17 protein-coding genes and 1 pseudogene are annotated in these 22,899 nt (G+C 59.6%); 6 read left to right on the forward strand and 12 right to left on the reverse strand.

The window, feature by feature from the left end:
* The first annotated feature begins 11 nt into the window (after positions 1-11).
* Both dnaE and accA read left to right on the forward strand, forming a co-directional pair.
* Positions 12-3,489 (forward strand): annotated as a pseudogene (gene dnaE / locus ACTG2B_RS05145) (DNA polymerase III subunit alpha).
* A 15-nt stretch (positions 3,490-3,504) separates the two neighbouring features.
* Positions 3,505-4,455 (forward strand): acetyl-CoA carboxylase carboxyl transferase subunit alpha, encoded by a 951-nt coding sequence (gene accA, locus ACTG2B_RS05150; RefSeq protein WP_005338549.1) that lies wholly within the window; start codon positions 3,505-3,507, stop codon positions 4,453-4,455.
* 286 nt (positions 4,456-4,741) lie between these two features.
* On the opposite strand, the gene ACTG2B_RS05155 is transcribed toward accA, so the two are convergent.
* Complete coding sequence (locus ACTG2B_RS05155) at positions 4,742-4,924, reverse strand: DUF3545 family protein (RefSeq protein WP_005338547.1); 183 nt, start codon at positions 4,922-4,924, stop codon at positions 4,742-4,744.
* Positions 4,925-5,084: 160 nt separating this feature from the next.
* Positions 5,085-6,035, reverse strand: coding sequence for a transaldolase (gene tal / locus ACTG2B_RS05160; RefSeq protein ID WP_005349780.1), 951 nt, complete (start codon positions 6,033-6,035; stop codon positions 5,085-5,087).
* A gap of 701 nt (positions 6,036-6,736) precedes the next feature.
* Here tal and ACTG2B_RS05165 point away from each other — a divergent pair.
* Positions 6,737-8,167, forward strand: coding sequence for an alanine/glycine:cation symporter family protein (locus ACTG2B_RS05165; protein ID WP_013724018.1), 1,431 nt, complete (start codon positions 6,737-6,739; stop codon positions 8,165-8,167).
* Positions 8,168-8,229: 62 nt separating this feature from the next.
* Here the strand turns inward: ACTG2B_RS05165 and ACTG2B_RS05170 are convergent, their stop codons facing one another.
* The 3 genes from ACTG2B_RS05170 to ACTG2B_RS05180 are packed head-to-tail and all read right to left on the reverse strand — an operon-like array spanning position 8,230 to position 12,156.
* Positions 8,230-10,245 carry a transglutaminase family protein gene (locus ACTG2B_RS05170; RefSeq protein ID WP_439995292.1) on the reverse strand — a complete coding sequence of 672 codons (2,016 nt, stop codon included), beginning with the start codon at positions 10,243-10,245 and terminating at the stop codon, positions 8,230-8,232.
* On the reverse strand, positions 10,232-11,227 hold the full coding sequence (locus tag ACTG2B_RS05175; protein ID WP_439995293.1) for a DUF58 domain-containing protein: 996 nt from the start codon (positions 11,225-11,227) through the stop codon (positions 10,232-10,234). The genes ACTG2B_RS05170 and ACTG2B_RS05175 overlap by 14 nt, the downstream gene beginning before the upstream one ends.
* The gene (locus tag ACTG2B_RS05180) at positions 11,227-12,156 is read right to left on the reverse strand and encodes an AAA family ATPase (RefSeq protein WP_439995294.1); all 930 of its coding nucleotides are present in this window, start codon (positions 12,154-12,156) and stop codon (positions 11,227-11,229) included. Before ACTG2B_RS05180 ends, ACTG2B_RS05175 begins: the two co-directional genes overlap by 1 nt.
* Positions 12,157-12,512: 356 nt before the next feature.
* Here ACTG2B_RS05180 and ACTG2B_RS05185 point away from each other — a divergent pair, with 356 nt between their 5' ends.
* From ACTG2B_RS05185 to dtpB, 3 genes are all read left to right on the forward strand, one after another.
* Positions 12,513-13,685, forward strand: a complete 1,173-nt coding sequence (locus ACTG2B_RS05185) for an MFS transporter (protein ID WP_439995295.1) — start codon at positions 12,513-12,515, stop codon at positions 13,683-13,685.
* Positions 13,686-13,703: 18 nt separating this feature from the next.
* Entirely contained in the window at positions 13,704-14,666 is a 963-nt protein-coding gene (gene yidZ, locus ACTG2B_RS05190) for an HTH-type transcriptional regulator YidZ (RefSeq protein ID WP_439995296.1), read from the forward strand.
* Between the two features lie 699 nt (positions 14,667-15,365).
* Positions 15,366-16,871 (forward strand): dipeptide/tripeptide permease DtpB, encoded by a 1,506-nt coding sequence (dtpB, locus tag ACTG2B_RS05195; protein WP_439995297.1) that lies wholly within the window; start codon positions 15,366-15,368, stop codon positions 16,869-16,871.
* 60 nt (positions 16,872-16,931) lie between these two features.
* On the opposite strand, the gene ruvX is transcribed toward dtpB, so the two are convergent.
* The 7 genes from ruvX to metK all read right to left on the reverse strand — a co-directional run bounded on the left by ruvX (position 16,932) and on the right by metK (position 22,663).
* A complete protein-coding gene (gene ruvX, locus ACTG2B_RS05200; RefSeq protein WP_335853681.1) occupies positions 16,932-17,354 on the reverse strand; it encodes a Holliday junction resolvase RuvX in 423 nt (140 codons plus the stop codon).
* 43 nt (positions 17,355-17,397) lie between these two features.
* Complete coding sequence (locus ACTG2B_RS05205) at positions 17,398-17,952, reverse strand: YqgE/AlgH family protein (protein WP_005349793.1); 555 nt, start codon at positions 17,950-17,952, stop codon at positions 17,398-17,400.
* Positions 17,953-18,153: 201 nt separating this feature from the next.
* Positions 18,154-19,104, reverse strand: coding sequence for a glutathione synthase (gene gshB, locus ACTG2B_RS05210; RefSeq protein WP_421346314.1), 951 nt, complete (start codon positions 19,102-19,104; stop codon positions 18,154-18,156).
* 182 nt (positions 19,105-19,286) lie between these two features.
* Positions 19,287-20,018 carry a 16S rRNA (uracil(1498)-N(3))-methyltransferase gene (rsmE, locus tag ACTG2B_RS05215; RefSeq protein WP_064337084.1) on the reverse strand — a complete coding sequence of 244 codons (732 nt, stop codon included), beginning with the start codon at positions 20,016-20,018 and terminating at the stop codon, positions 19,287-19,289.
* Positions 20,019-20,137: 119 nt separating this feature from the next.
* A complete protein-coding gene (locus ACTG2B_RS05220; protein ID WP_100654324.1) occupies positions 20,138-20,842 on the reverse strand; it encodes an endonuclease in 705 nt (234 codons plus the stop codon).
* Positions 20,843-20,915: 73 nt separating this feature from the next.
* Positions 20,916-21,443: a SprT family zinc-dependent metalloprotease gene (locus ACTG2B_RS05225; protein WP_439995298.1), complete on the reverse strand. Its 528-nt coding sequence runs from the start codon at positions 21,441-21,443 to the stop codon at positions 20,916-20,918.
* 68 nt (positions 21,444-21,511) lie between these two features.
* Positions 21,512-22,663 carry a methionine adenosyltransferase gene (metK, locus tag ACTG2B_RS05230; RefSeq protein ID WP_005338519.1) on the reverse strand — a complete coding sequence of 384 codons (1,152 nt, stop codon included), beginning with the start codon at positions 22,661-22,663 and terminating at the stop codon, positions 21,512-21,514.
* Positions 22,664-22,899: the final 236 nt, after the last annotated feature.

Genomic DNA, 22,899 nt, shown 5'->3' on the forward strand with positions numbered 1-22,899 from the left:
AGGAGATGACGATGGCTGAACCCCGTTTTATCCACCTGCGAGTCCACTCCGACTTCTCCATGGTCGATGGCCTGCAGAAGATCAACCCCATCGTCGGGGCGGCTGCGGCCAACAACATGCCGGCGCTGGCGCTGACCGATCAGATGAACATGTGTGGTCTGGTGCGCTTCTATGGCGCAGCCCACGGCAAGGGGATCAAGCCCATCGTCGGTGCCGACTTCTGGGTGCAGAGCGATGAGCTCGGCGACGAGCAGTTCCGCCTCACCCTGCTAGCCATGGATAACGACGGCTACCAGAATATCACCCTGCTTATCTCTCGCGGCTATCAGCGCGGCCACGTGCAGGGGCGTCCGGTTATCGACAAGAGCTGGCTCGCCGAGCATGCCAAGGGGGTGATCGTCCTCTCCGGCGGCCGCGAGGGGTGTGGGCAAGTTCCTGCTCAAGGGCAACCGGCAGATGACCGAGCAGTGTGTCGCCTTCTATCAGACCCACTTCCCCGATGCCTACTATCTCGAACTGCTGCGCACCGGTCGACCCGACGAAGAGGTCTATCTGCACATGGCGGTGGCCATCGCTACCGAGTTCGAGCTGCCGGTGGTCGCCACCAACGAGGTGGTGTTCCTCAACGCCGATGACTTCGACGCCCACGAGATCCGGGTTGCCATCCACGATGGTTATACCCTGATGGACAAACGCCGCCCCCGTCGCTACAGCCCCCAGCAGTACCTGCGCAGTCAGGAGGAGATGGCTGAGCTGTTTGCCGACATTCCCGAAGCGCTGGAAAACACGGTGGAGATCGCCAAACGCTGCAACGTGACGGTGCGTCTTGGCGAGTACTTCCTGCCCAACTTCCCGACCGGTGACATGACTACCGAAGATTTTCTGGTGGCCAAATCGAAAGAGGGTCTGGAGGAGCGTCTCGAGTTCCTGTTCCCGGATCCGCAAGTGCGGGCCGAGCGACGTCCCGAGTATGACGAGCGTCTCGATGTTGAGCTGAAAGTGATCAACCAGATGGGCTTCCCGGGTTACTTCCTCATCGTGATGGAGTTTATTCAGTGGTCCAAGGACAACGGCATTCCCGTTGGCCCGGGCCGGGGCTCGGGGGCGGGCTCTCTGGTGGCGTACGCTCTCAAGATCACCGACCTGGATCCGCTGGAATTTGACCTGCTGTTCGAACGTTTCCTGAACCCCGAGCGGGTATCCATGCCCGACTTCGACGTCGACTTCTGTATGGACCGGCGCGACGAGGTGATCGAGCACGTCTCCGACATGTACGGCCGGGATGCGGTCTCCCAGATCATCACCTTCGGTAGCATGGCGGCCAAGGCAGTAGTGCGGGACGTGGGCCGGGTGCTGGGCCACGCTTACGGCTTTGTGGATCGCATCTCCAAGCTGATCCCGCCGGATCCGGGCATGACGCTCGCCAAGGCATTCGAGGCCGAGCCCAAGCTGCCCGAGCTCTACGAGCAGGATGAGGAGGTCAAAGACCTCATCGACATGGCCCGCCGCTTGGAAGGGGTGGTGCGCAACGCCGGTAAACACGCTGGTGGCGTGGTGATCGCGCCGACCAAGATCACCGACTTTGCGCCGCTCTACTGCGATGATGAAGGCCATCACCCGGTTACCCAGTTCGACAAGAACGATGTGGAATACGCCGGTCTGGTGAAGTTCGACTTCCTGGGTCTGCGCACCCTCACCATCATCGACTGGGCGCTCGGCATGATAAACCCGCGTCTTGCCAAAGAGGGCAAGCCGCCGGTGGATATCGCCGCCATCCCCATCGATGACAAGAAGTCGTTCGACCTGCTGCAGCGCTACGAGACCACCGCGGTATTCCAGCTGGAATCCCGCGGCATGAAGGATCTCATCAAGCGACTGCGCCCCGACTGCTTCGAAGACATGATCGCACTGGTGGCCCTGTTCCGACCGGGCCCGCTCCAGTCAGGCATGGTGGATAACTTCATCGACCGCAAACACGGTAATGAAGCGATCTCCTATCCGGACGAGAAGTGGCAGCACGAGAGCCTGAAGCCCATCCTCGAACCGACCTACGGCATCATCCTCTATCAGGAGCAGGTGATGCAGATCGCCCAGACCCTGGCGGGTTATACGCTGGGTGGCGCGGATATGCTGCGCCGGGCGATGGGTAAGAAAAAGCCCGAGGAGATGGCCAAGCAGCGGGCCGGTTTCGAGGAGGGTGCCGTCAAGAATGGCGTCGACGGCGAACTGGCGATGAAGATCTTCGATCTGGTGGAGAAGTTTGCGGGTTACGGCTTCAACAAATCCCACTCCGCCGCCTATGCTCTGGTCTCCTACCAGACGCTCTGGCTCAAGACCCACTTCCCGGCCGAGTTTATGGCGGCGGTGATGACCGCTGATATGGACAACACCGACAAGATCGTGACCTTGGTGGACGAGTGCCAGCGGATGGGGCTCACCGTGATTCCGCCGGATGTGAACACCGGTCGCTATCGCTTCTCGGTCAACGAAGATGGCCATATCGTCTACGGTATCGGCGCGGTGAAGGGGGTCGGTGAAGGCCCTATCGACGCGATTCTGGACGCGCGGGATCGGGACGGCCCGTTCCGCGACCTGTTCGACTTCTGCAACCGGGTCGACATCAAGAAGCTCAACAAGCGGGTGATGGAGAAGCTTATTCTCTCCGGTGCCATGGATCGGCTCGGCCCCCACCGCGCCGCCCTGATGGCGACCCTGGAGGAGGCGATGCGCGCCGCCGAGCAGCACGCCAAGGCGCAGGCAGTGGGGCAGGTCGACATGTTCGGCGTGCTCACCGAAGAGATTGACGACGTCAAAAAGGCGTTTGCCAACGTGCCGCACTGGCCTGACAAGGTGTGGCTGGAAGGGGAGCGCGAGACCCTCGGGCTCTATCTCACCGGCCACCCCATCAACCAGTACAGCAGCGAATTGCGTCGTTATACCTCGGGTCGCCTGTGCGATCTGCATCCCACCTCCCGCGATACCGTGACCACGGCGGCGGGGCTGGTGATCGCGGCTCGCAGCATGGTGACCAAGCGTGGCAACAAGATGGGGATCTTCACCCTGGACGACCGTTCTGGTCGCCTTGATGTGACCCTGTTCAGTGAAGCGCTGGAAAAATATGAAGAATTGATGCAAAAAGACCGCATTTTGGTGGTTTCTGGACAGGTCAGCTTTGATGACTTCTCCGGTGGCCTTAAAATGTCGGCTCGAGAATTACTGGATATCAACGATGCGAGGGAGCGTTTTGCCAGAGCAATCCGCATCTCCCTCGATGAACAGCGGATTGATGATCGCTTTTTCCCGCGTTTGTGCGAGATTTTGGAGCCCGCCCGTGCCGGAGTCTGTCCGGTTCAGGTAAACTATCGTCGCCCCGGCTCCCGGGTGCGATTGACGCTCGGTACCGAGTGGCGGGTGACGCCCACCGATCAACTGATAGATGACTTGCGAGTCCTGCTTGGACGAGAGCGGGTTGAATTGGTTTTTGATTAGAGGTTCTAAGGCCCTATGAGTCTTTTTCTGGATTTTGAACAGCCGATTGCCGAGTTGCAGGCGCAGATTGATGAACTCAAACATGTGAGTGAAGGCAATCACGCCGTGGATCTGAAAGACGAGATCCGCCGGCTGGAGAAGAAAAACGAAGAGCTGACCAAGAAGATCTTCGGTGATCTGGGTGCCTGGCAGGTATCCCAGATGGCGCGTCATCCCCAGCGCCCCTACACCTTTGACTATATCGAGCATATCTTCACCGATTTCGACGAGTTGGCTGGCGATCGCGCCTATGCCGATGACAAGGCTATCGTCGGCGGCATCGCCCGTCTCGACGGTGAGCCGGTGATGGTGATTGGTCACCAGAAGGGTCGCGAGACCAAAGAGAAGATCAAGCGCAACTTCGGCATGCCGCGTCCGGAAGGGTACCGCAAGGCCCTACGTCTGATGGAGATGGCCGAGCGCTTCAAGATGCCGATCATCACCTTTATCGACACCCCGGGCGCTTACCCCGGCGTCGGTGCCGAAGAGCGTGGCCAGTCCGAAGCGATTGCCCGCAACCTGAAAGTGATGGCAGGTTTGACCGTGCCGGTTGTCTGCACCGTGATTGGTGAGGGTGGCTCCGGTGGTGCGCTGGCAATCGGGGTGGGTGACCGGGTCAACATGCTGCAGTACTCCACCTATTCCGTCATCTCGCCGGAAGGGTGTGCCTCCATCCTGTGGAAGAGCGCAGACAAGGCTTCTGTGGCTGCCGAAGCGATGGGGATCACTGCCCAGCGTCTGAAGGAGCTCAAGCTGATCGACCACGTGATCGACGAGCCCCTGGGCGGTGCCCACCGCGATGTGGAGAAGATGGCCAAAAACCTCAAGGCTCGCATCAAGCAGGATCTGGACGCACTGCGTCCGCTCGATACCGAGCAGCTGCTGGAGCAGCGTTACCAGCGTCTGCTGGGCTACGGCTACTGCTAAGCGCAGCCGTCAGCCCCGAGTATTCAGGCCCCCGCCAGCGACGGGGGCTTTTTATTGCGGTTGATCTGCCATTCAGGTGAGTGCCCCAACACGCCCTGAAACGGCGCAGGTCTGCATTCGTGGGTGTGGGGCAGGGTTGGATGCCACGCTGTTGGTGATGACTGTCATTAGCCTGCAGCATCCTTTGGCATCGCTAGCGGTGGCATGACAAGCCGCTTGATCATCCGATTGCGGCATAAAAAAGCGCCCCGACTGTGCGGAGCGCTTTTACAGGTGTCTGGCGGTATTACAGTTCAATCTCGTCTGTAAGACCTTCATAGGCGATATCGATGGATTGCAGCTCCTTCTGCAGGCGATGTTTGTCTTTCAACGCCTCGATTTCACGCCATTTACGTTTTTTTCCCGTTGTCCCGCGGCTACGCGAACCGAGTTCAACCACCTCGTCATAATCGAAGTTGAACATTTCCATGGCTCCCTCCTTGGTTTTTATCGTTTTCACCACCCGTATAACATAACGAATCTGAAATTAAAACGTTTTCGTGACGACTCTATGACAGCGCTAAAAAAGCCCATGAAAAAAAACCGGGCCCCTTGTCAGGGGCCCGGTTTTTATCAGAAAAAAGAACCGATTACAGGCGGCTTGCCAGCATGGTTTCCAGCTTGCCCTGGTCGATGGCGAACATGCGGATGCCTTCGCCCAGCTTCTCGTGAGCCATGGCATCCTGGTTCAGTTCCCAGCGGAATTCGGCTTCGGTCATCGGAGTCGGTTTGGCCTTGCGCTCACCGGTGTAGTCCAGTTTGCGTACCACGGCGCCTTCGGTCTTGCTCAGCTCTTCCAGCAGGGCCGGGCCAATGGTCAGGCGGTCGCAACCGGCCAGTTCCAGGATCTCGCCGGTGTTGCGGAAGCTGGCGCCCATCACCACGGTCGGGTAGTCGTGCTGCTTGTAGTAGTTGTAGATGGAGGTGACGGACACCACGCCCGGATCTTCGCTGGCGGTGTAATCACGGCCATTTTTAGCCTTGTACCAGTCGAGGATGCGACCCACGAACGGGGAGATCAGGAAGGCACCGGCTTCGGCACAGGCACGGGCCTGGGCGAAGGAGAACAGCAGGGTCAGGTTGCACTGGATACCCTCTTTCTCCAGTACTTCAGCGGCACGGATCCCTTCCCAGGTGGAGGCCAGCTTGATCAGAATGCGGTCGTTGCTGATGCCGGCTTCGTTGTAAAGACGGATCAGTTTGCGGGCCTTGGCGATGCTGGCTTCGGTATCGAAGGAGAGACGGGCATCCACTTCGGTAGAGATACGGCCCGGAACGATCTTCAGCACTTCCAGACCGATGTTGACGGCCAGCTTGTCGCCCGCGTCGATGATTTGCTGTGCCTTGTCCTGGCTCTGGGCTTTGGCCCACTTGATGGCGTCTTCGATCAGCGGAGCGTACTCGGGGATCTCGGAGGCCTTCAAAACCAGAGAGGGGTTGGTGGTGGCATCGATGGGCTGATAGCGTTTGATGGCTTCGATATCACCGGTGTCGGCAACAACAGTGGTCAGGGCTTTCAGCTGGGTTAATTTATCGGCCATAGCGAATATCATCTCTTAATGAGGGAGTAATCCCTGGGTTGCGGGCTTGAGACGGTGGTTCTGAAATAAAATTACAGGATCTTGGTGCCTCAGGCTCAGAAAAGCGCGATGGGGGCGGCCCATCGTCATTGCCTGCCTAATTAATACTGATGTAGTGCATCCTGCAATAGGGGCGCTTGGTTGTTAAACATTCAGGCTGTTGAGTTATCCCGTTTTATGGCGTGAAACTATATGATTAGTAAGGTTTTTTATATTTCCCTTCGACCTCGCTCCGGTTTGCTTTCAGCTGAACTTTTTTAGCCAATATCCATATTTGTGTCGTCGATCACATAAATTATCTCGCTACGTACTTGAAATTTAATTACAGCGAAAACGTTTGGCGAAATGTCTCCGTTTGAAAGCCATTTCATGCAAGCGTTTGCGTTTTCGGATAGCTCATCAGGGATATATCAAAATGGTTCTCTTATGGGGCTTAATGGTGGCCTGTCTGATTGAATTATTGAGTTTGTTGAAAGTTTGCGATTTAAATGGAGCTTTATGGGCTTTTACCGTTCGTTTTTTGTGTCTCGCGTGACCGGGATCACTATTCCGGGCTCTCCCGCTGTGCTAGATTCCGCCCCTTTAGCGAAACGCTAATTAAACGACAGACAGAAAACGGTCAGCGCAGACTGACCATGGATGTGAATAACAACGAGAGAATTATGGACACCTTGATTGCGATGCTAAACGACCTGATGTGGGGAGCCGTGCTCATCTACCTGCTCATCGGGGTCGGTATCTTTTTCACCTTCCGCTTGGGTTTTATCCAGATCCGTCACTTTGGCCACATGTTTTCCGTGCTGAAAAACAGTCGTAAATCGGACAACGCGGGCATCTCCTCCTTCCAGGCCCTCTGTACCAGCCTTGCCGCCCGTGTCGGCACCGGCAACCTGGCCGGTGTGGCTGTCGCCATCTATCTGGGTGGCCCCGGCGCCATCTTCTGGATGTGGTTGATCGCTTTTATCGGCATGGCGACTGCCTTCGTCGAAAGCACCCTGGCCCAGCTCTACAAGGTCAAGGATGAGGATGGCAACTACCGTGGTGGCCCGGCCTACTACATGGAGAAAGGCCTTGGCATGCGCTGGATGGGGGTGGTCTTCTCGCTCTGCCTGATCCTGGCATTTGGTCTGGTGTTCAACGCGGTGCAGGCCAACTCCATCAGTTTGGCGATGAAGGTGGCATTTGGCATTCCTGACTGGGTCAGCGGTCTGGCGCTGGTGGCGCTCTCCGGCCTGATTATCTTCGGCGGCATTCGTGGCATCGCCCGTTTTGCCGAGCTGGTGGTGCCCTTTATGGCACTGGCCTACATCCTGCTGGCACTGGTGATCGTGGCGATGAACATCACCGAGTTGCCCCATGTCTTCATGCTGATCATCAAGTCCGCCTTCGGGATTGAGCAGGCAGGCTCGGGTGCGCTGGGTTATGCCATCTCCCAGGCGATGATCAACGGTATCAAGCGCGGTCTCTTCTCCAACGAAGCGGGGATGGGCTCTGCGCCCAACGCTGCGGCGACTGCAACTCCCTATCCGCCGCACCCGGCCTCCCAGGGGTATGTGCAGATGCTGGGGGTCTTTATGGACACCATCGTCATCTGCAGCTGTACCGCCGCCATCATCCTGATGTCAGGTCAGTTTGAGCCGGGCTCCGGCGTGACCGGTGTCGAGCTGACCCAGCGGGCGCTCTCCTCCCAGATTGGTAGCGGTGGCAACATCTTCATTGCGGCGGCCATCTTCTTCTTCGCCTTCACCTCTATCGTAGCGAACTACTCCTATGCCGAAACCAATCTGGTGTTCCTCGAGCACAACCACAAGGGTGGCCTGATGCTGTTCCGGGTGTTCGTACTGGGGATGGTGATGTTCGGTGCCGTGGGTGAGTTGCCGATTGTGTGGGCTATGGCGGATGTCTCCATGGGGCTGATGGCCATCGTCAACCTGGTGGCGATCCTGCTGCTCTCCAGCGTTGCCATCAAGCTGGCGAAGGATTACAACGACCAGCTCCGGCTGGGCAAGGTACCCACCTTCGATGCCAACAAATACCCCGAGATCCGCTCCCAGCTGGAAGAGGGGATCTGGGACAATCCGACCAAAAAATAACAAGCGGTGAGTCAAACCTCTTGATTAAAACCTGAAGAGGGAGCCGGTGGCTCCCCCTTCTTTTATGGCGCACTCGTTGGCTGTTGATCCCAGCGCTGGGCGAGCTGTCTGACACGCCGTCGTAACTGGCGCCTGCAGCGCCCTTGTTGCCGTTCGCTGAGGGGGGCATAACGCCAGAGTCGATAGAGCCACGCACTCTTTAGCAGGGAGTGGGCAAGGTCGGGACGCAGCCGTGCCAGCCGCTCGCACCATGTCCCCATGCTCTCGGCGAGCTGGGGTGGGTAGCCACTGCGTTTACCCCGTTTGAGCAGGGGCTGCCAGATGCGCCGCTCTGGCGGCAGGCGTGCGGGCAACAGCAGGGGCAGGCTCACCAGCAGGGCGACCAGCATCAGGCTGGCGAGGATCAACCAGGGTGTGTGCCCCGCCAGTGCAGGCCAGCGCAGGCCAATTTGCTGCCAGAGCTGGCCCGCATCGTAACCAATTACCCAGCGACTCCACTGGTAGTCGATATTGTTGCCCCACCAGCGCAACTGATTGAGCAGAGCCCAGTTGCGATAACGCTGCAAAGCGAGGGGGTCGGCAGCGGTAAACTCGTCGCTCAGAGCTTCCCTCACGCCGCCTTCAATACGCTCCGGTGCCACTGCCGCAGTGGGGTCGATTCGCCGCCATGTTCCCCCTTCATCGAGATACTCTACCCAGGCGTGAGCATCGAACTGGTGTACCGCCAGATAGTTGCCTCTGGGATTCCACTCGCCGCCGAGATAACCGGTGACCAGCCGTGCCGGAATACCGGCGGCGCGCAGTACGAAAGCGGTCGCCATGGCGTAGTGGCCGCAAAAGCCGCGCTTGGTATCGAACAGGAACTCATCCACCCCGTCACTGCCAAGCCGTGGCGGGGTCAGAGTGTAGTAATAGGATTGGCTGCGAAACTGTTCGAGCAGGGCGGCGACCAGCGTGCTGCGATCCGGATAGCGTGCCGCAAGCTCTTGGCCATAGGCTCGCGCTCTCGGGTTGCCCCCGGCTGGCAGTTGCAGGTTGCGCTGGGCGGCTTGGCTGTCGTTCTCTGGCTGCGCTTCGCCGCGGCCAATGCGATAGCGGATCGCCACCTCGCCGCTCCCCTGCCGATAGAGGGTGTCGAGAGGGGTAAGCAGCACAGGGCCCGCCAGCAGACGCGGTTCACTCAGGGCAAAGGCCCAGCGGTGGCGCTGGGGCTCGGCGATCACCTCGTAGCTCCCGGCTGGCAACGGGCTATCTGCCAGTTGAGTGTTAGCCTGAGAAGAAGATGCCAGAAGGGTGAGCCCGGTCTGCACCGGCACCGTCCGTTGCCACGCCCTGACCTCGGGGCTCAGCAACCAGCGCTGGCCATCGAAAACCTCTTGGCGCATCACCGGAAAGTAGCGCTCGCGGGCAGGGGGCGGGCCATCGGCAAAAGTGACCCGAAACGCCAGCTCCGAGGAGTTGACCAGTTCGCTGATATCGCCGGGGGCCAGCTCTTCAGAGAGGCCCGACAGGGCACGGCTGGTGGTGGGCATCTGCCAGAGGGGCGGCAGCCTTGGCAGCAGCAGAAACAGAGTGATGAGCAGGGGAAGCGCCAGCAGTAGGGCACCGCCCGCGCTGCGCCAAGGCCGTTTCTGCTCGGGAGCGATGGCGGCCACCAGCGCGGTCACTGCCAGCCAGAGCGCTATTGTCATTCCGGCCGTCCAGCCGATGCTCTGTCGCTGCACCAGCGCCAGCGCGATAAGAAAGAAGGCGAGCAGAAGCACCTGCTCGATATCCCGTTCGCGCCGAACCTCGATCATCTTGAGGCTATAGCCGAGCCAGAGCAGATTGATCAGGGCGGGCAGGGTTCCTAGCCCACGCCACTGCAGCCCCAGCAACAGCACAGTGGTGATGGCCAGCAGTGCCAACCCGCGGGCAGGCAGGGGCGGCCAGCCGCGCCACAGCATCATGGCCCGGACACCGAGGGTGATGGCGCCCACCGCCACTACCCAGAGCTGCAACTGGGGCCAGAGCGCCGCGACCAGCAGCAGCTGTTGCAGGGCGATGAGTGGCAGCAGGCGGCGGTTATCGAGCAGCATCGGGCGTGCTCTGCGGTGGTGTGGCATCGAATTGGGCCAGTGCCAGCAGGCAGCGCTGCACAAAGGCGGCGCCACTATCGGGCCCCAGCGTCTGGTTTGCCAACGTCAGGGTGAAGGGGATACCCCGCTTGCCGTAATCGGCGCACCACCAGGCCAGCACCGCCAGCCGCTGCTCCAGATCCCCACCCGCGATCCGCTGCAAGGTGAGGTGAGTGTCATCCTGCTGCGGTTCATGGAACTGTTTGGTCAGCAGGCCGCGCCCTTGGGCAAGTTGCTTCCAGGCGACTCGGCTCAGTGGCTCACCGGCCTGATGTGTCCGCAGGGTATCAAAGTCACCGAGGGACGCTGGAGCGGGCTGGCCCTGATGTCCTTCGCTTTCGGTCGCATGCTCCCCTCTTAACGCGCCGAATGCTGGTTTGGGAGAGAGCCAGCCTTCCAGTTGCAAGTCCAGCAGGGACCAGCAGCGAAACAGGCCGAGAGGGTAGCGGCTCTCAACCCGCAATCGACCAAGGGGCAGTGGCCCACGGCGCGAGCCCAATACTGGCAGGATAACTGTGCTGGGCACAGCGTCGGCCTGTGCCAGCCAGAGGGTGCCTTCGTTGAGGCTAAAGTGAAGTGCCTGTACCGGGCGCGGGCTCTGCACCAAGATACGGATAGGCAGCTGGCTACCCGCTTCCCCGAGCATCAGTGGGCCCCCCAGCAGCTCCAGCCCCAGCAGGTTGCGGTGGGTGAGCCACATGGCGGCCATAAACAGGCTGCCGAGGCAGTAGGCCAGCAGCAGTACCAGATTGTTCTGGTAATTGGTGCCGAGCAGATAGATGGCGAGCAGCACCAGCAGATAGAGCAGTCCCATGCGGGTGGGGAGAATAAAGAGGCTGCGGGTACCCAGCGTGATCTGGCGGGCCGGGGGAATGCGGCGATTGAGCCAGCGCCGCTGCCAGCGGACTCGCCACTGCTGCCAACGGTTTAGCAATTTGCTCATCAGGGATTGTCCGGATCGACCCGGGCCAGCAATCGCTGGCTAAGGGGGCAGGCTTCGCCGTGCTGTACGCCAAAGCTGCCCCGCAGCCGATGCTCGGCCACATAGGGGAAGACTGCCTGCACATCCTCCACCGTGACAAAGTGCCGCCCGGCTACCAGCGCCCAGGCCCGGCTCACCGCCAGCAAGGTCTGGGCTGCCCGGGGGGAGAGGGGCTGTGGCAGATCCCCATCAAAGCGGCTCTGGTGCACCAGTGCCAGCAGGTAGTCGAGGGTGGCATCGGAAACATGGATGGCATCCCCTTCGCTTTGCAAGGCGGCGAGTCCGGCCGCATCCAGCATGGCGGGCAATGGGCCAGTCGGTTGGTGGCCCCGCAGTAGCTGGCGCTCCGCTTCTCGCGGCGGAAAACCCAGCGAGAGTCGCACGGCGAATCGGTCGAGTTGGGACTCCGGCAGTGGATAGGTGCCCGCCTGATCCGCCGGATTCTGGGTGGCGATGACGAAAAACGGATCGGGGAGGGGATGCGTATTCCCCTCAATGCTCACCTTGCCCTCGGCCATCGCCTCCAGCAGGGCGCTCTGTACTTTGGGGCTGGCGCGATTGATCTCGTCCGCCAGCAACACCTGGGTGAAGATGGGGCCGGGGTGAAAGCGAAATGTTTGCTGCTGGGGGTCAAAGATCTGCAACCCCAGCAGGTCGGCGGGGAGCAGATCGGCGGTGAACTGCATCCGCCTGCATGCCAGCCCCAGTACCTGCGCCAGCGCGTGGGCCAGGGTGGTTTTGCCCATACCGGGCAGATCCTCGATCAGCAGATGACCGCGCGCCAGCAGGGTCACCAGCGCGATTTTCAGCTGTAGCGGCTTGCCCAGAATGACTTGCTCCAGTGCCGCCAGCAGCCCGGCAATCTGCTCGTCTCTCTTCATTCCCTTCATACACATTCCCTGTATTGCGTCGCACCTACAGCTTATACGCCCGCAAGGGCGAAGGCGGATAACAGACGGGCGGTAAAGTGCAGCGCAGGGATGACTATGAGCGGGAGGTGATGCGGTTTATTAGTGAGTCTGCTCGATTCAATATGGCTGTTCAGGCACGCAACTTAATATGATATTTCCTGATTGGAATGTACCGTTAGCCATCTCTTCACTAGGTGAGGGCGCTGGGCGCCCATATAGTTGCCCCCATTGCGACGCGCTGTGTTGCTACCTTTGTCACCACCTTGGCCCCGCCACTGTTCGCCGGTCGCTGTGATCTGGCAGGCATCGGCACGCCAATCTGTTATGGAGCGTTCATGCCTGTATTCCTATTGTGCACTTTTCTGATGATCATCCTCTATCCGGTCGGGATCGATCTCTATCTGGTCGCCGTGCCCCAGATTGCCGATACCCTGCAGGCGAGCGAGGCGCAGATCCACACCGCCTTCTCTATCTATCTGTTTGGCATGGCGGCGACCGTGCTACTGGGGGGGATGATTGCCGATCGCTGCGGGCGGCGCTGGGTGGTGCTGGGGGGCGCGCTGATTTTTGTCCTTGCCTCGCTGGTAGCGGGTCATGCCGAAGGGATCACCCAGTTCTACCTCGGTCGTTTCTGGCAGGGAGTCGGGGCCGGGGCGCTCTATATCATGACCTTTACCGTGCTGCGGGATGTGCTGAGTCAGGAGCGGCTGGCGATGGCGCTCTCGATGATCAACGGGGTCATCTGCGTGATCCCGGTGCTGGCGCCGGTGCTCGGTTACCTCATCCTGTCCCATTTTGATTGGCGCGGGATCTTCGTGGCGATGGCGCTGGTGGCGGCCGTCAGCGGTCTGGTCAACCTGCTTCTGCTCAAGGAGACCCGCCCGGCTCGGCAACCGGAGAGTGGCGCGGCGCTGCCCTTTGCCCTGCTGCGCTCGCCGCGCTTTATGCTGCTATCCCTGCTGACCAGTGCCAGCGTGACCGCCATTCTGGTCTATGTCAGCGTCTCGCCGCTGATCCTGATGAAGGAGTTTGGCTTCACCACCGAGCAGTACTCCATCGTGATGATGGTGATGGCCGGCGTGAGTATGTCTACTTCTTTCCTGACGCCCCTGCTGTTGCGCCGTTTGGGCAAACAGAAGGTGCTGGCGGTGTCTCATCTCTCCTATCTGCTGGCAGCGTGCTCACTGCTCGGCAGCTGGCAGACGGGGGGCGATATCCATCTGTTGCTGCCGGGGTTTGCGCTGGTCTGTGTCGGGTTCTCCTGCGGCTTCGGGGTGGCGATGGGGGAGGCGCTCGATGGTTGTCAACACAATGTGGCGTTCGCCAGCGCCGTGCTCTGCATCATGCAGATCAGCCTCTCCGGCCTCTATATCTGGCTGCTGGGCCAACTTGGCTTTGCCCCGACCGAGATGCTGATCTGCGCCCTGCTGCTGGCACTGCTCAGTTACCTGGCTGTCAAAGGGCTGTTACCATGGCTCGCGCTTCGTGAAGCGCGGTCGCAGGGCTGATGGAAGATGAGAGGGGATATGCGCAATCTGGGTGAACTCGATTTGAACCTGCTGGTGGTGTTCAAGTACCTGATGCAGGAGCGCAGTGTGGCAGGGGCGGCGAAAAAGCTCTGTGTCACTCCGTCGGCGGTGAGCAAGTCTCTGGCCAAATTGCGGGAGTGGTTTGACGATCCCCTGTTTGTGCGGGTGCGGCAGGGGTTGCAGCCCACCAACCTCTCCCTGACCCTGGAGGAGGAGCTGAAGGTCTGGTTCCAGCTCACCGACAGCATCACCTCGCTCAATAGCGAGGCGATCCCCGACGGAGCCCGCTTCACCCTGGTGATGGAGTCCCCCTTCTACATCAGCTTCCTGAGCGATTTGCCCATGACCATCTACCAGAAGTACCCCAACTCGGTGGTCAGGATGCTGGGGTGGGATCACCACTCCCTCAACGACATCGTCAATGGCGATGCAGATCTCGGCTTCTGCGCCCGCGAGACCCATGGCCGCTCTCTGGCCAAGGTCAACCGCTTGCCTTATTACATCGATCACGAGGTGCTGTTCACCGATCGCCCGGTGGTGTTCCTGCGCAAGGATCATCCCTTGCTCCAGCAGAAGTGGTCGCTGGAGAACTTTCTGGCCTGCCCCCAGATCAGCATGGTGTGGGAAGCGAACGATACCTGGGCCCTCGACAGTCTGCTGGAGGACGAGGGGCTGAAGCGGGAGGTGCCCATCATGGTCTCCAGCTTCGAGCAGGCGCTGCATATTGCCTCCCAGTCGAGCCACGAGCTGATTGCGGTGGCCCCTTCCTACTGCGGTGGTTATGCCAGTCGGCATCACGGCAATCTGATCGCCATGCCGCTGCCGCTCCCCGAAAAGCTCTATGCCCAGCTGGAGATCGCCTTCATCCTGCTGTGGCACAAGCGGCACAATCAGGATGCCAAGGTGATGTGGCTGCGCAACGAGATCCGGCGACTCTACAACGGCGAATCGCCACGCTAATGTGGCCGTGACGGTGCCCATCGTTCAGCCGGAGCCATCTGCTCCGGCTTTTTGTTGTCGTATCGCCCGGATGAGTAGGCTTTGGCACGACTTAAGTGCCGAGTTCGGGTTCAACTGTGTGCCATTCAACTCTCTTTATGCACAGATTGGCCTTGGTTGCACGTCTCGAGTGAAGCTCTTTTCACGAAAAAAATTCATGTGGTTTCATTAGAAAACTTCACTAATGGTCACTTTTAAAGTGTGATCGACCATTAAGTTCCTGTATTTGCAGTGATATAGCATGACTCCCCTTGAAATGACGGGGTTAGATAGCGCCTGCGTAGGTGACTGCCAGTAGAGCGCGGCGTGAGCCAGCCCCACAGGTCGTCTGTGGCCGTGTCATGCCCCGGCACCAGCCATGAGTGACGGAGCAGAGGGGAATAAGCATCAAGGTTGATAAACCGGCTTGAGTGAAGGGATGCAGCAAAGGTAGTACCCGGAGCCGGTAACTGTACTGGGAGACGCCACTCACCATCCCCCGATAACCCCTAATTGAAACCGGCTAGATGAAAAACACCTTTCATCGAACGGGACCCGTGCACCCGAAAATAGCCAGATTGGCAGGCTGACTGTGCTCTCCGTTATAGCAATGGCGGGCAAAAATAGTGCGGCAGCCACCACCAGATTCATAAAAATAAATCTCAGCAAAGGCAGGTTACTATGCGTCCAGCAACAGCACCGACCGGGTTGTTACAACAACCCAAACCCTTCTTTATGATATTTTTCGTCGAACTCTGGGAGCGCTTCGGTTATTACGGCGTGCAGGGGATATTGGCGGTTTTCTTTGTGCAGCAACTGGGATTTTCCCAAGAGCAATCCTTTATTACCTTCGGTGCCTTCTCGGCGCTGGTATATGGCCTGATCTCGGTCGGTGGCTATGTCGGTGACCATGTTCTCGGCACCAAGCGCACCATGGTGCTCGGGGCTATCGTATTAGTGGTCGGTTATTTTATGACCGGTCTGTCGATCTACAATCCCGACCTGATTTTCTATGCGCTGGGCACCATTGCAGTCGGTAACTGTCTGTTCAAGGCCAATCCGGCCAGCCTGCTGTCAAAATGCTACCAGCCAAAAGATCCGCGGCTGGATGGGGCGTTTACCCTGTTCTATATGTCGATCAATATCGGCTCGCTTATTTCCCTCTCGCTGGCACCGGTGATTGCCGATCACTACGGCTACACCGTGACCTATAACCTGTGCGGGGTGGGGCTGATTATTGCGCTGCTTACCTTCTTTGCCTGCCGCAATATGGTCAAGGATATTGGCTCCGAGCCGGATCACCTGCCACTGAATTACAGCAAGCTGCTGCTGGTTATATTGGGCTCGGTAGCCATGGTCTTCTTTTGCGCCTGGCTGATGCACCACGTGGTGATCGCCAACATGGTGTTGATGACGGTGACCATCGCCGTGGTGATCTTCTTCTTCCGCGAGGCATTCAGGCTCGACACCGTGGGTCGCAACAAGATGTATGTGGCCTTCGTGCTGATGCTGGAGGCGGTGCTCTTCTACGTGCTGTACGCCCAGATGCCGACGTCTCTGAACTTCTTTGCCATCAACAACATGCACCACGAGATGCTGGGCATGAGCGTCAACCCGGTCAGCTTCCAGGCGCTCAACCCCTTCTGGGTGGTGGTGGGTAGCCCGGTACTCGCGATGATCTATACCCGGATGGGCAGCAAGGGGCGGGATCTCACCATGCCGCTCAAGTTCACCCTCGGGATGTTCTTCTGCTCGCTGGGCTTTCTGACGGCGGCAGCATCCGGCTGGTGGTTTGCCGATGAGCAGGGGCTTACCTCCCCCTGGTTTATGGTGCTTATCTATCTGTTCCAGAGTTTGGGTGAGCTGATGATCAGTGCGCTGGGGCTGGCGATGGTCGCCGCGCTGGTGCCGCAACGGCTGATGGGCTTCATTCTCGGAATGTGGTTCCTGACTCAGGCGATGGCGTCCCTGCTGGGAGGCTATGTGGCGACCTTTACCGCCGTGCCGCAAGGGATGACGGATCCGCTGCAAACTTTGCCCATTTACACCGGCGTATTTGGCAAGATCGGGATGGCGACCCTGCTGATTGCGGTAGTGATGGCGCTGATGGTGCCCTGGCTCAACCGGATGATGAATGCGACGCCGACAGAGGCCGAAGGGCTGGTCGCGGGTCAATCACAGGCGTAATGAGGGGAGGATAGTGCGAGACAAGGCAAGGGCGGCGACCCTTGCCTTGCTGTTGATGGTTTAGTTGTACTGCTCTTCCATCCAGGCTTCGACGATCAGCTGCGCCGATACCCCGTCCACACTGCCTTTCTCCAGCGCGCGATAGCCGCCTCGCTCAAACAGCCGGGCGCGGGCATCTGTGGTGGTGAGTCGCTCATCCTTGAACTCCACAGGCTTGCCGAAACGGCCATGCAGCCGGTTGCCGAATTTGCGGGCCCGTACCGTGATCTCCTGATCGGAACCATCCATGTTCAGCGGCAGGCCGACCACCAGCAGGTCCGGTTGCCACTCCTTGAGCAGCTTCTCAATCTCGTCCCAGTTGGGGATGCCGTCGTTGGCCTTGAGAGCGCGCAGAGGCTGGGCTGTGCCAGTCAGCTCCTGACCGATGGCGACGCCAATGCTCTTGGTGCCATAGTCAAAGCCCATGATGCTGCGTGATGACATAACTGATAAATCCTCGAAATAGAGAGCGGAGCGGGCCAGCCGATCAGCTGTGGCCGATATCGCTGGAGAGGTGAACCGGGTTCACCCCTATGCTGGCGGCAGCTTGCTGCCAACGTTTGTGAATGGGGGTCTTGAACACCAGAGCCGGATTGGGAGGGATCACCAGCCAGGCGCCGTCCACCAGCTCCTGCTCCAGCTGCCCGGCGCTCCAGCCGGCATAGCCAAGGGCCACCAGCCAATGGGCAGGGGCTTCGCTCGTACCCAGGGTTTCCAGAATATCCTTGGAGGTGGTCACCATCATCTCATCCCCCACCTGCAGGGTGGAGTTGAAACCGGGGCGGAAGCTGTGCAGCACGAAGCCGCGATCGGCGTGAACCGGCCCCCCTTGCAGCACCGGCTGCTTGAGCTCCGGGTTGTTGGGCGGATTGAGCTGGAGCTGGGTCAGCATGGTTTCCAGCGACATCTCGACCGGAATGTTGACGACCAGTCCCATGGCGCCCTCTTCGTTGTGCTCGCACAGATAGACCAGCGAGCGCTCGAAGTAGGGATCCGTCAGGCTTGGCATGGCAAGCAGGAAGTGATTTTGCAGTGTTTGCATAGAGGCCAAATAGTGCAAAGGTATTTGAGGTCAATTATGGCAGTTGATCCCCATGGGAAAAACCGCTTTTTGGGCTGGGCGAGATCCCGCCCCTTTCCGGATTGTCTTGAAACAGGGGGGGTGGCGCCGGGCCACCCTCTCTGTTTCCGGGCTTGTCAGTGGTGGTTACCCCTGAACAGGCCGGCTTAGCCTGCCTGGCGATTATTTGCCCAGCCGATGCTCGATGGCATCCATCAGCATGCCGGTGATGTGTACATCGAAGGCGGCCTCGATCTCGCGAATGCAGGTCGGGCTGGTGACGTTAATCTCGGTCAGCCGATCGCCGATGATGTCGAGGCCGACGAAGATAAGCCCTTTCTCTTTCAACGTCGGGCCCACCGCGCGGGCGATGGCCCAGTCGGCTTCGCTCAGGGGACGCGCTTCACCACGGCCACCGGCCGCCAGATTGCCACGGGTCTCGCCCTGCGCCGGAATACGGGCGAGGCAGTAAGGCACCGGTTCACCGTCCACCACCAGTACCCGCTTGTCGCCATCCTTGATGGCGGTCAGATAGGTCTGCGCCATGCAGTACTGGCTGCCGTGGGCGGTCAGGGTCTCGATAATCACGCCGACGTTGGCGTCATCTTCCTTCATGCGGAAGATGGAGGCGCCGCCCATGCCGTCCAAGGGCTTCAAGATCACGTCTTTGTGCTTAGCGTGGAAGGCGCGCAGCTTGTCGGCGCGGCGGGTCACCAGCGTGGTCGGGGTGTGCTCGGCAAACCAGGCGGTGTAGAGCTTCTCGTTGGCGTCGCGCAGGCTCTGTGGCTTGTTGACGATAAGGCAACCCTCATCCTCGGCTCGCTCCAGCATGTAGGTGGCGTAGATAAATTCGGTGTCGAACGGCGGATCCTTGCGCATCAGGATCACATCGAGGTTGGAGAGGGGCTGATCCACCACCTCGCCCAGCGTGTACCAGTCGGCATAGTCATATTTGACGGTGAGCGGGCGCATGGTGCCAAAGGCGCGACCAGCTTCCATGTAGAGATCCTTCATCTCCAGATAGAAGAGCTCATAGCCGCGCTTTTGCGCCTCTTCGAGCATGGCAAAGCTGGAATCTTTCTTGATGTTGATGGCCGAGATGGGGTCCATCACGATGCCGAGTTTAATGGTCATCCGAATATCCTTCTTGTGGCTCGATTGCGAGTGAGATTCTTAAAACCTGTTCAAAGTCTGTCGCGAGAGGTCGTCAGCAAGGTAAAGAGCAGCGCAGGAACCGGAGCGTATAGATATACGTGAGGATTCCGAGCAGCGCATGAGCCTTGATCACGACCTCGCAGTAAGACATTGGACTGGTTTCAAGCGAGATCGCCAAAGCGGCACTGCAGTGCAGTAATCGCGGTCAGGGCGGCGGTTTCGGTGCGCAGCACCCGCGGCCCCAGCAGCATCTCTTTGAAATCTTCCTGCACGGTACGGGCGATCTCGTCGCTCGACAAGCCCCCTTCCGGGCCAATCAGCAGGCGCACGCCGTGCTCGGGAACGGGCAGGGTGTTGATGCTGTACTCGGCGCGCGGGTGCAGGTTGAGCTTGAGCTCCTTGGTCTCTTCTGCCAGCCAGGCGTCCAGCTCCATCGGCATGCGCACCTCTGGCACCACGTTGCGGCCGCACTGTTCGCAGGCGCTGATCACCACCTTCTGCCACTGCTCGCGCTTCTTCTCCAAGCGGTCTGCCGGCAGCTTGACGCCGCAGCGCTCGGAGAAGAGCGGGGTGATGCAGGTGACGCCCAGCTCAACCGATTTCTGGATGGTGAAGTCCATCTTGTCGCCACGGCTGATCACCTGACCCAGATGAATGGCCAGCGGTGACTCCACTGACTGGACGTCGCAGCTGTCGATGGTCACTTCCACCGACTTCTTGCCGACGTTGGCGATGGTGGCGGGGTATTGATTGCCATCGCCATTGAACAGCTCGAGCTGCTGGCCCGGCTGCATGCGCAGTACCCGGCCGATATGGTTGGCGCCGTCTTCCGACAGGGCGATGGTCTGGCCAACTTGCAGGGTGGCCGGTTCATAGATACGTGGAATGCGCATGGCTGATTGTCAGTCTCTTGCTTGGAAACCCTTCATATCCTGCGGCAAGCAAGGCTCACGCGGCAGTGGGTAAGGGCTTCATGATAGGAGGGGCGATCCCCCTCCCTGATCAAATGGGGTTATTGGCACTGCTTTTCAATAAAGGGATTGGTATTGCCCTGCAGCTTGCCGATGCGGCGATTGCGCTCGCACTCCCAGCCCTCTGCCGGGTACTGCCTGTCCCAAGCTTCAAACAGTTTACGCTGTTGCGCTGCCAGACGCAGCCCATACTGCTGGCTCATGTAGAGGTAGGCGCGGGCAATCTGGCCCCGTACCTGCCCCTTGGGCGGTTGCACCCGACGATCCTTGAAATCCACCAGCATCTGGCACTGACCGTACTGATCCGGCTTGCCGTTCCAGTCGGAGAAGCGGTAGTTGGCCCGATCGCCGTTCACCTCGCCAATGGCGGGGAAGAGGTTGTGCATGTCCCCCTCCATCTTGTTGAACTCGGGGCTCGCTTTTTCGCAGTTCTTGCGACCGCCATCCTGCCAGCATTGCAGCTGGTGGCCGAACTCCCAGGCGGGGACCACGTGTTCCCACTCGATGCGGGCGGCGCGCTTGGCCTGCTTGCGCGGCTCATAGCCGCAGCTGGCGAGATCCGGGCTCATTTTCTTGCCCTGATAGTCGATGTCACAGCCGCAGTAGAAGGTGGTGACCGCAGGCTGGCTGCGATAGAGCTTCACCAGATCCTGCTTGGCTTCGCGAAAGGTCTGGGCGTGCAGGGGGGCGCTGAGCAGCGGTAAACCGGCCAGCAGGGTCAGGGCGAGGGAGGAGATAAAACGCATGGGATTCCTTGCAAACGGGGTGATTGACGAACGATGGCGGGCACCCTACCACAGGGGCGCGACACAAGCTGGCTTACTGCTCTGGCTCCGGCCGTTCCCGCTCCAGCGGCTGCTTGCAGCGACGACAGTGATAGCGGGCCTCGCCGCGCACCACCTTGTTGTGGCGGCGAATAGAGAGCTGATGCTGCTGGCAGTGACAGCGATAGGGCACGGTGCGCTGGGCCAGTACCGCCAGATCGAAGCTGTGGGTGGTTCTGGGCTCCAGGCCGAACACCTCCCGCATCACCGACTGCCACTGCTTGCCGTGAGGTAAGACCCGGTTTTTGCCACGGCCGTCACCCCACAGGGCGTGAACCAGCAGATGGGCCACCTCGTGGGGCACCACCTCATCCAGAAACGCCTGCTGGTTGGCCTGATAGAGGGCAGGGTTGAAGCGCAGCTCCCAGGTTTGCAGCCGCGCCGATCCTGCCGCCCGGCCCCGCATATTGCAGTAGATCCGCGGGCGTGGGAAGGTGCGGCCAAGGCGCGCCTCGGCCTGCACAAAGCAGGCTTCTACGCGTTGTTGCAGCAGGGCGACAAGCTGGGAAGGAGTGGCAGACATCAACATCTCGTCAGATAGCGGATAAGCAAAAGGGGAGCCAGGCTCCCCTTTTATCACAACAGCGAGCCTTACAGGCCAGCGGCGGAACGCAGCAGTTCGGCCTTGTCGGTCTGCTCCCACGGGAACTCGTCGCGACCGAAGTGACCGTAGGCAGCGGTAGCCTGGTAGATCGGGCGCTTCAGATCCAGCATTTCGATCAGACCATACGGGCGCAGTTCAAAGTGCTCGCGTACCAGCTTGACCAGCAGCTCCTCGGCGACCTTGGCAGTACCGAAGGTCTCGACGCTGATGGAGGTCGGCTCGGCCACGCCGATGGCGTAGGAGATCTGGATTTCACAGCGATCGGCCAGACCGGCGGCAACGATGTTTTTGGCAACGTAGCGGGCGGCGTAGGCAGCAGAACGGTCAACCTTGGACGGATCCTTACCGGAGAAGGCGCCACCACCGTGACGGGCCATGCCGCCGTAGGTGTCGACGATGATTTTGCGACCGGTCAGACCGCAGTCACCCATCGGGCCGCCGATAACGAAACGGCCGGTCGGGTTGATGAAGTATTTGGTGTCTTTGTTGACCCACTCGGCCGGCAGCACCGGCTTGATGATCTCTTCGCGTACCGCCTCAACCAGATCCTTGTGGCTGATGGATTCGGCGTGCTGGGTAGACAGCACCACGGCATCCACACCGATGATCTTGCCTGCGTCGTCGTAGGCGAAGGTCAGCTGGCTCTTGGCATCCGGACGCAGCCACGGCAGGGTGCCGTTCTTGCGCACTTCAGCCTGACGTTTCACCAGCAGGTGAGAGTAGGTGATGGGGGCCGGCATCAGCACGTCGGTTTCGTTGGTGGCGTAGCCGAACATCAGGCCCTGGTCGCCAGCGCCCTGCTCCAGCGGATCGCTGCGGTCAACACCCTGGTTGATGTCCGGAGACTGTTTGCCGATGGCGTTCAGCACGGCGCAGGAGTCTGCATCGAAGCCCATGTCGGAGTGGGTGTAGCCGATTTCACGTACGGTATCACGCACGATCTCTTCGATATCAACCCAGGCAGAGGTGGTTACTTCGCCGGCCACCATGACCATACCGGTCTTGACCAGGGTCTCGCAGGCGACACGGGCCTTGGTATCTTGCTTGAGGATGGCGTCCAGTACCGCATCGGAGATCTGGTCCGCAATCTTGTCGGGATGGCCTTCGGAGACCGACTCGGAAGTAAACAGCTTTGCCATGATAAGAGTCTCAGCTTGTCTGGGTTATCGCCACAGCAATAACCGGATGAATAGGATGGTGTAGAGGTATCTACATCTGGACGTCTATTTTAATTAGCGCCCCCCGTGATTGCCAGCACTATTTTGTCGCGCAGTGCCCAATGGGTCACAAGCGGTGCTCTCCTATCCCAAAAGGGATGGAAATCAAACGTTTTTCTCTGGTTGCTTTGGTCAATAGAGGGCAAGAAAAGCGATTG

Source organism: Aeromonas sp. 30P (assembly GCF_051919805.1).
Classification (GTDB): Bacteria; Pseudomonadota; Gammaproteobacteria; order Enterobacterales; family Aeromonadaceae; genus Aeromonas; species Aeromonas veronii.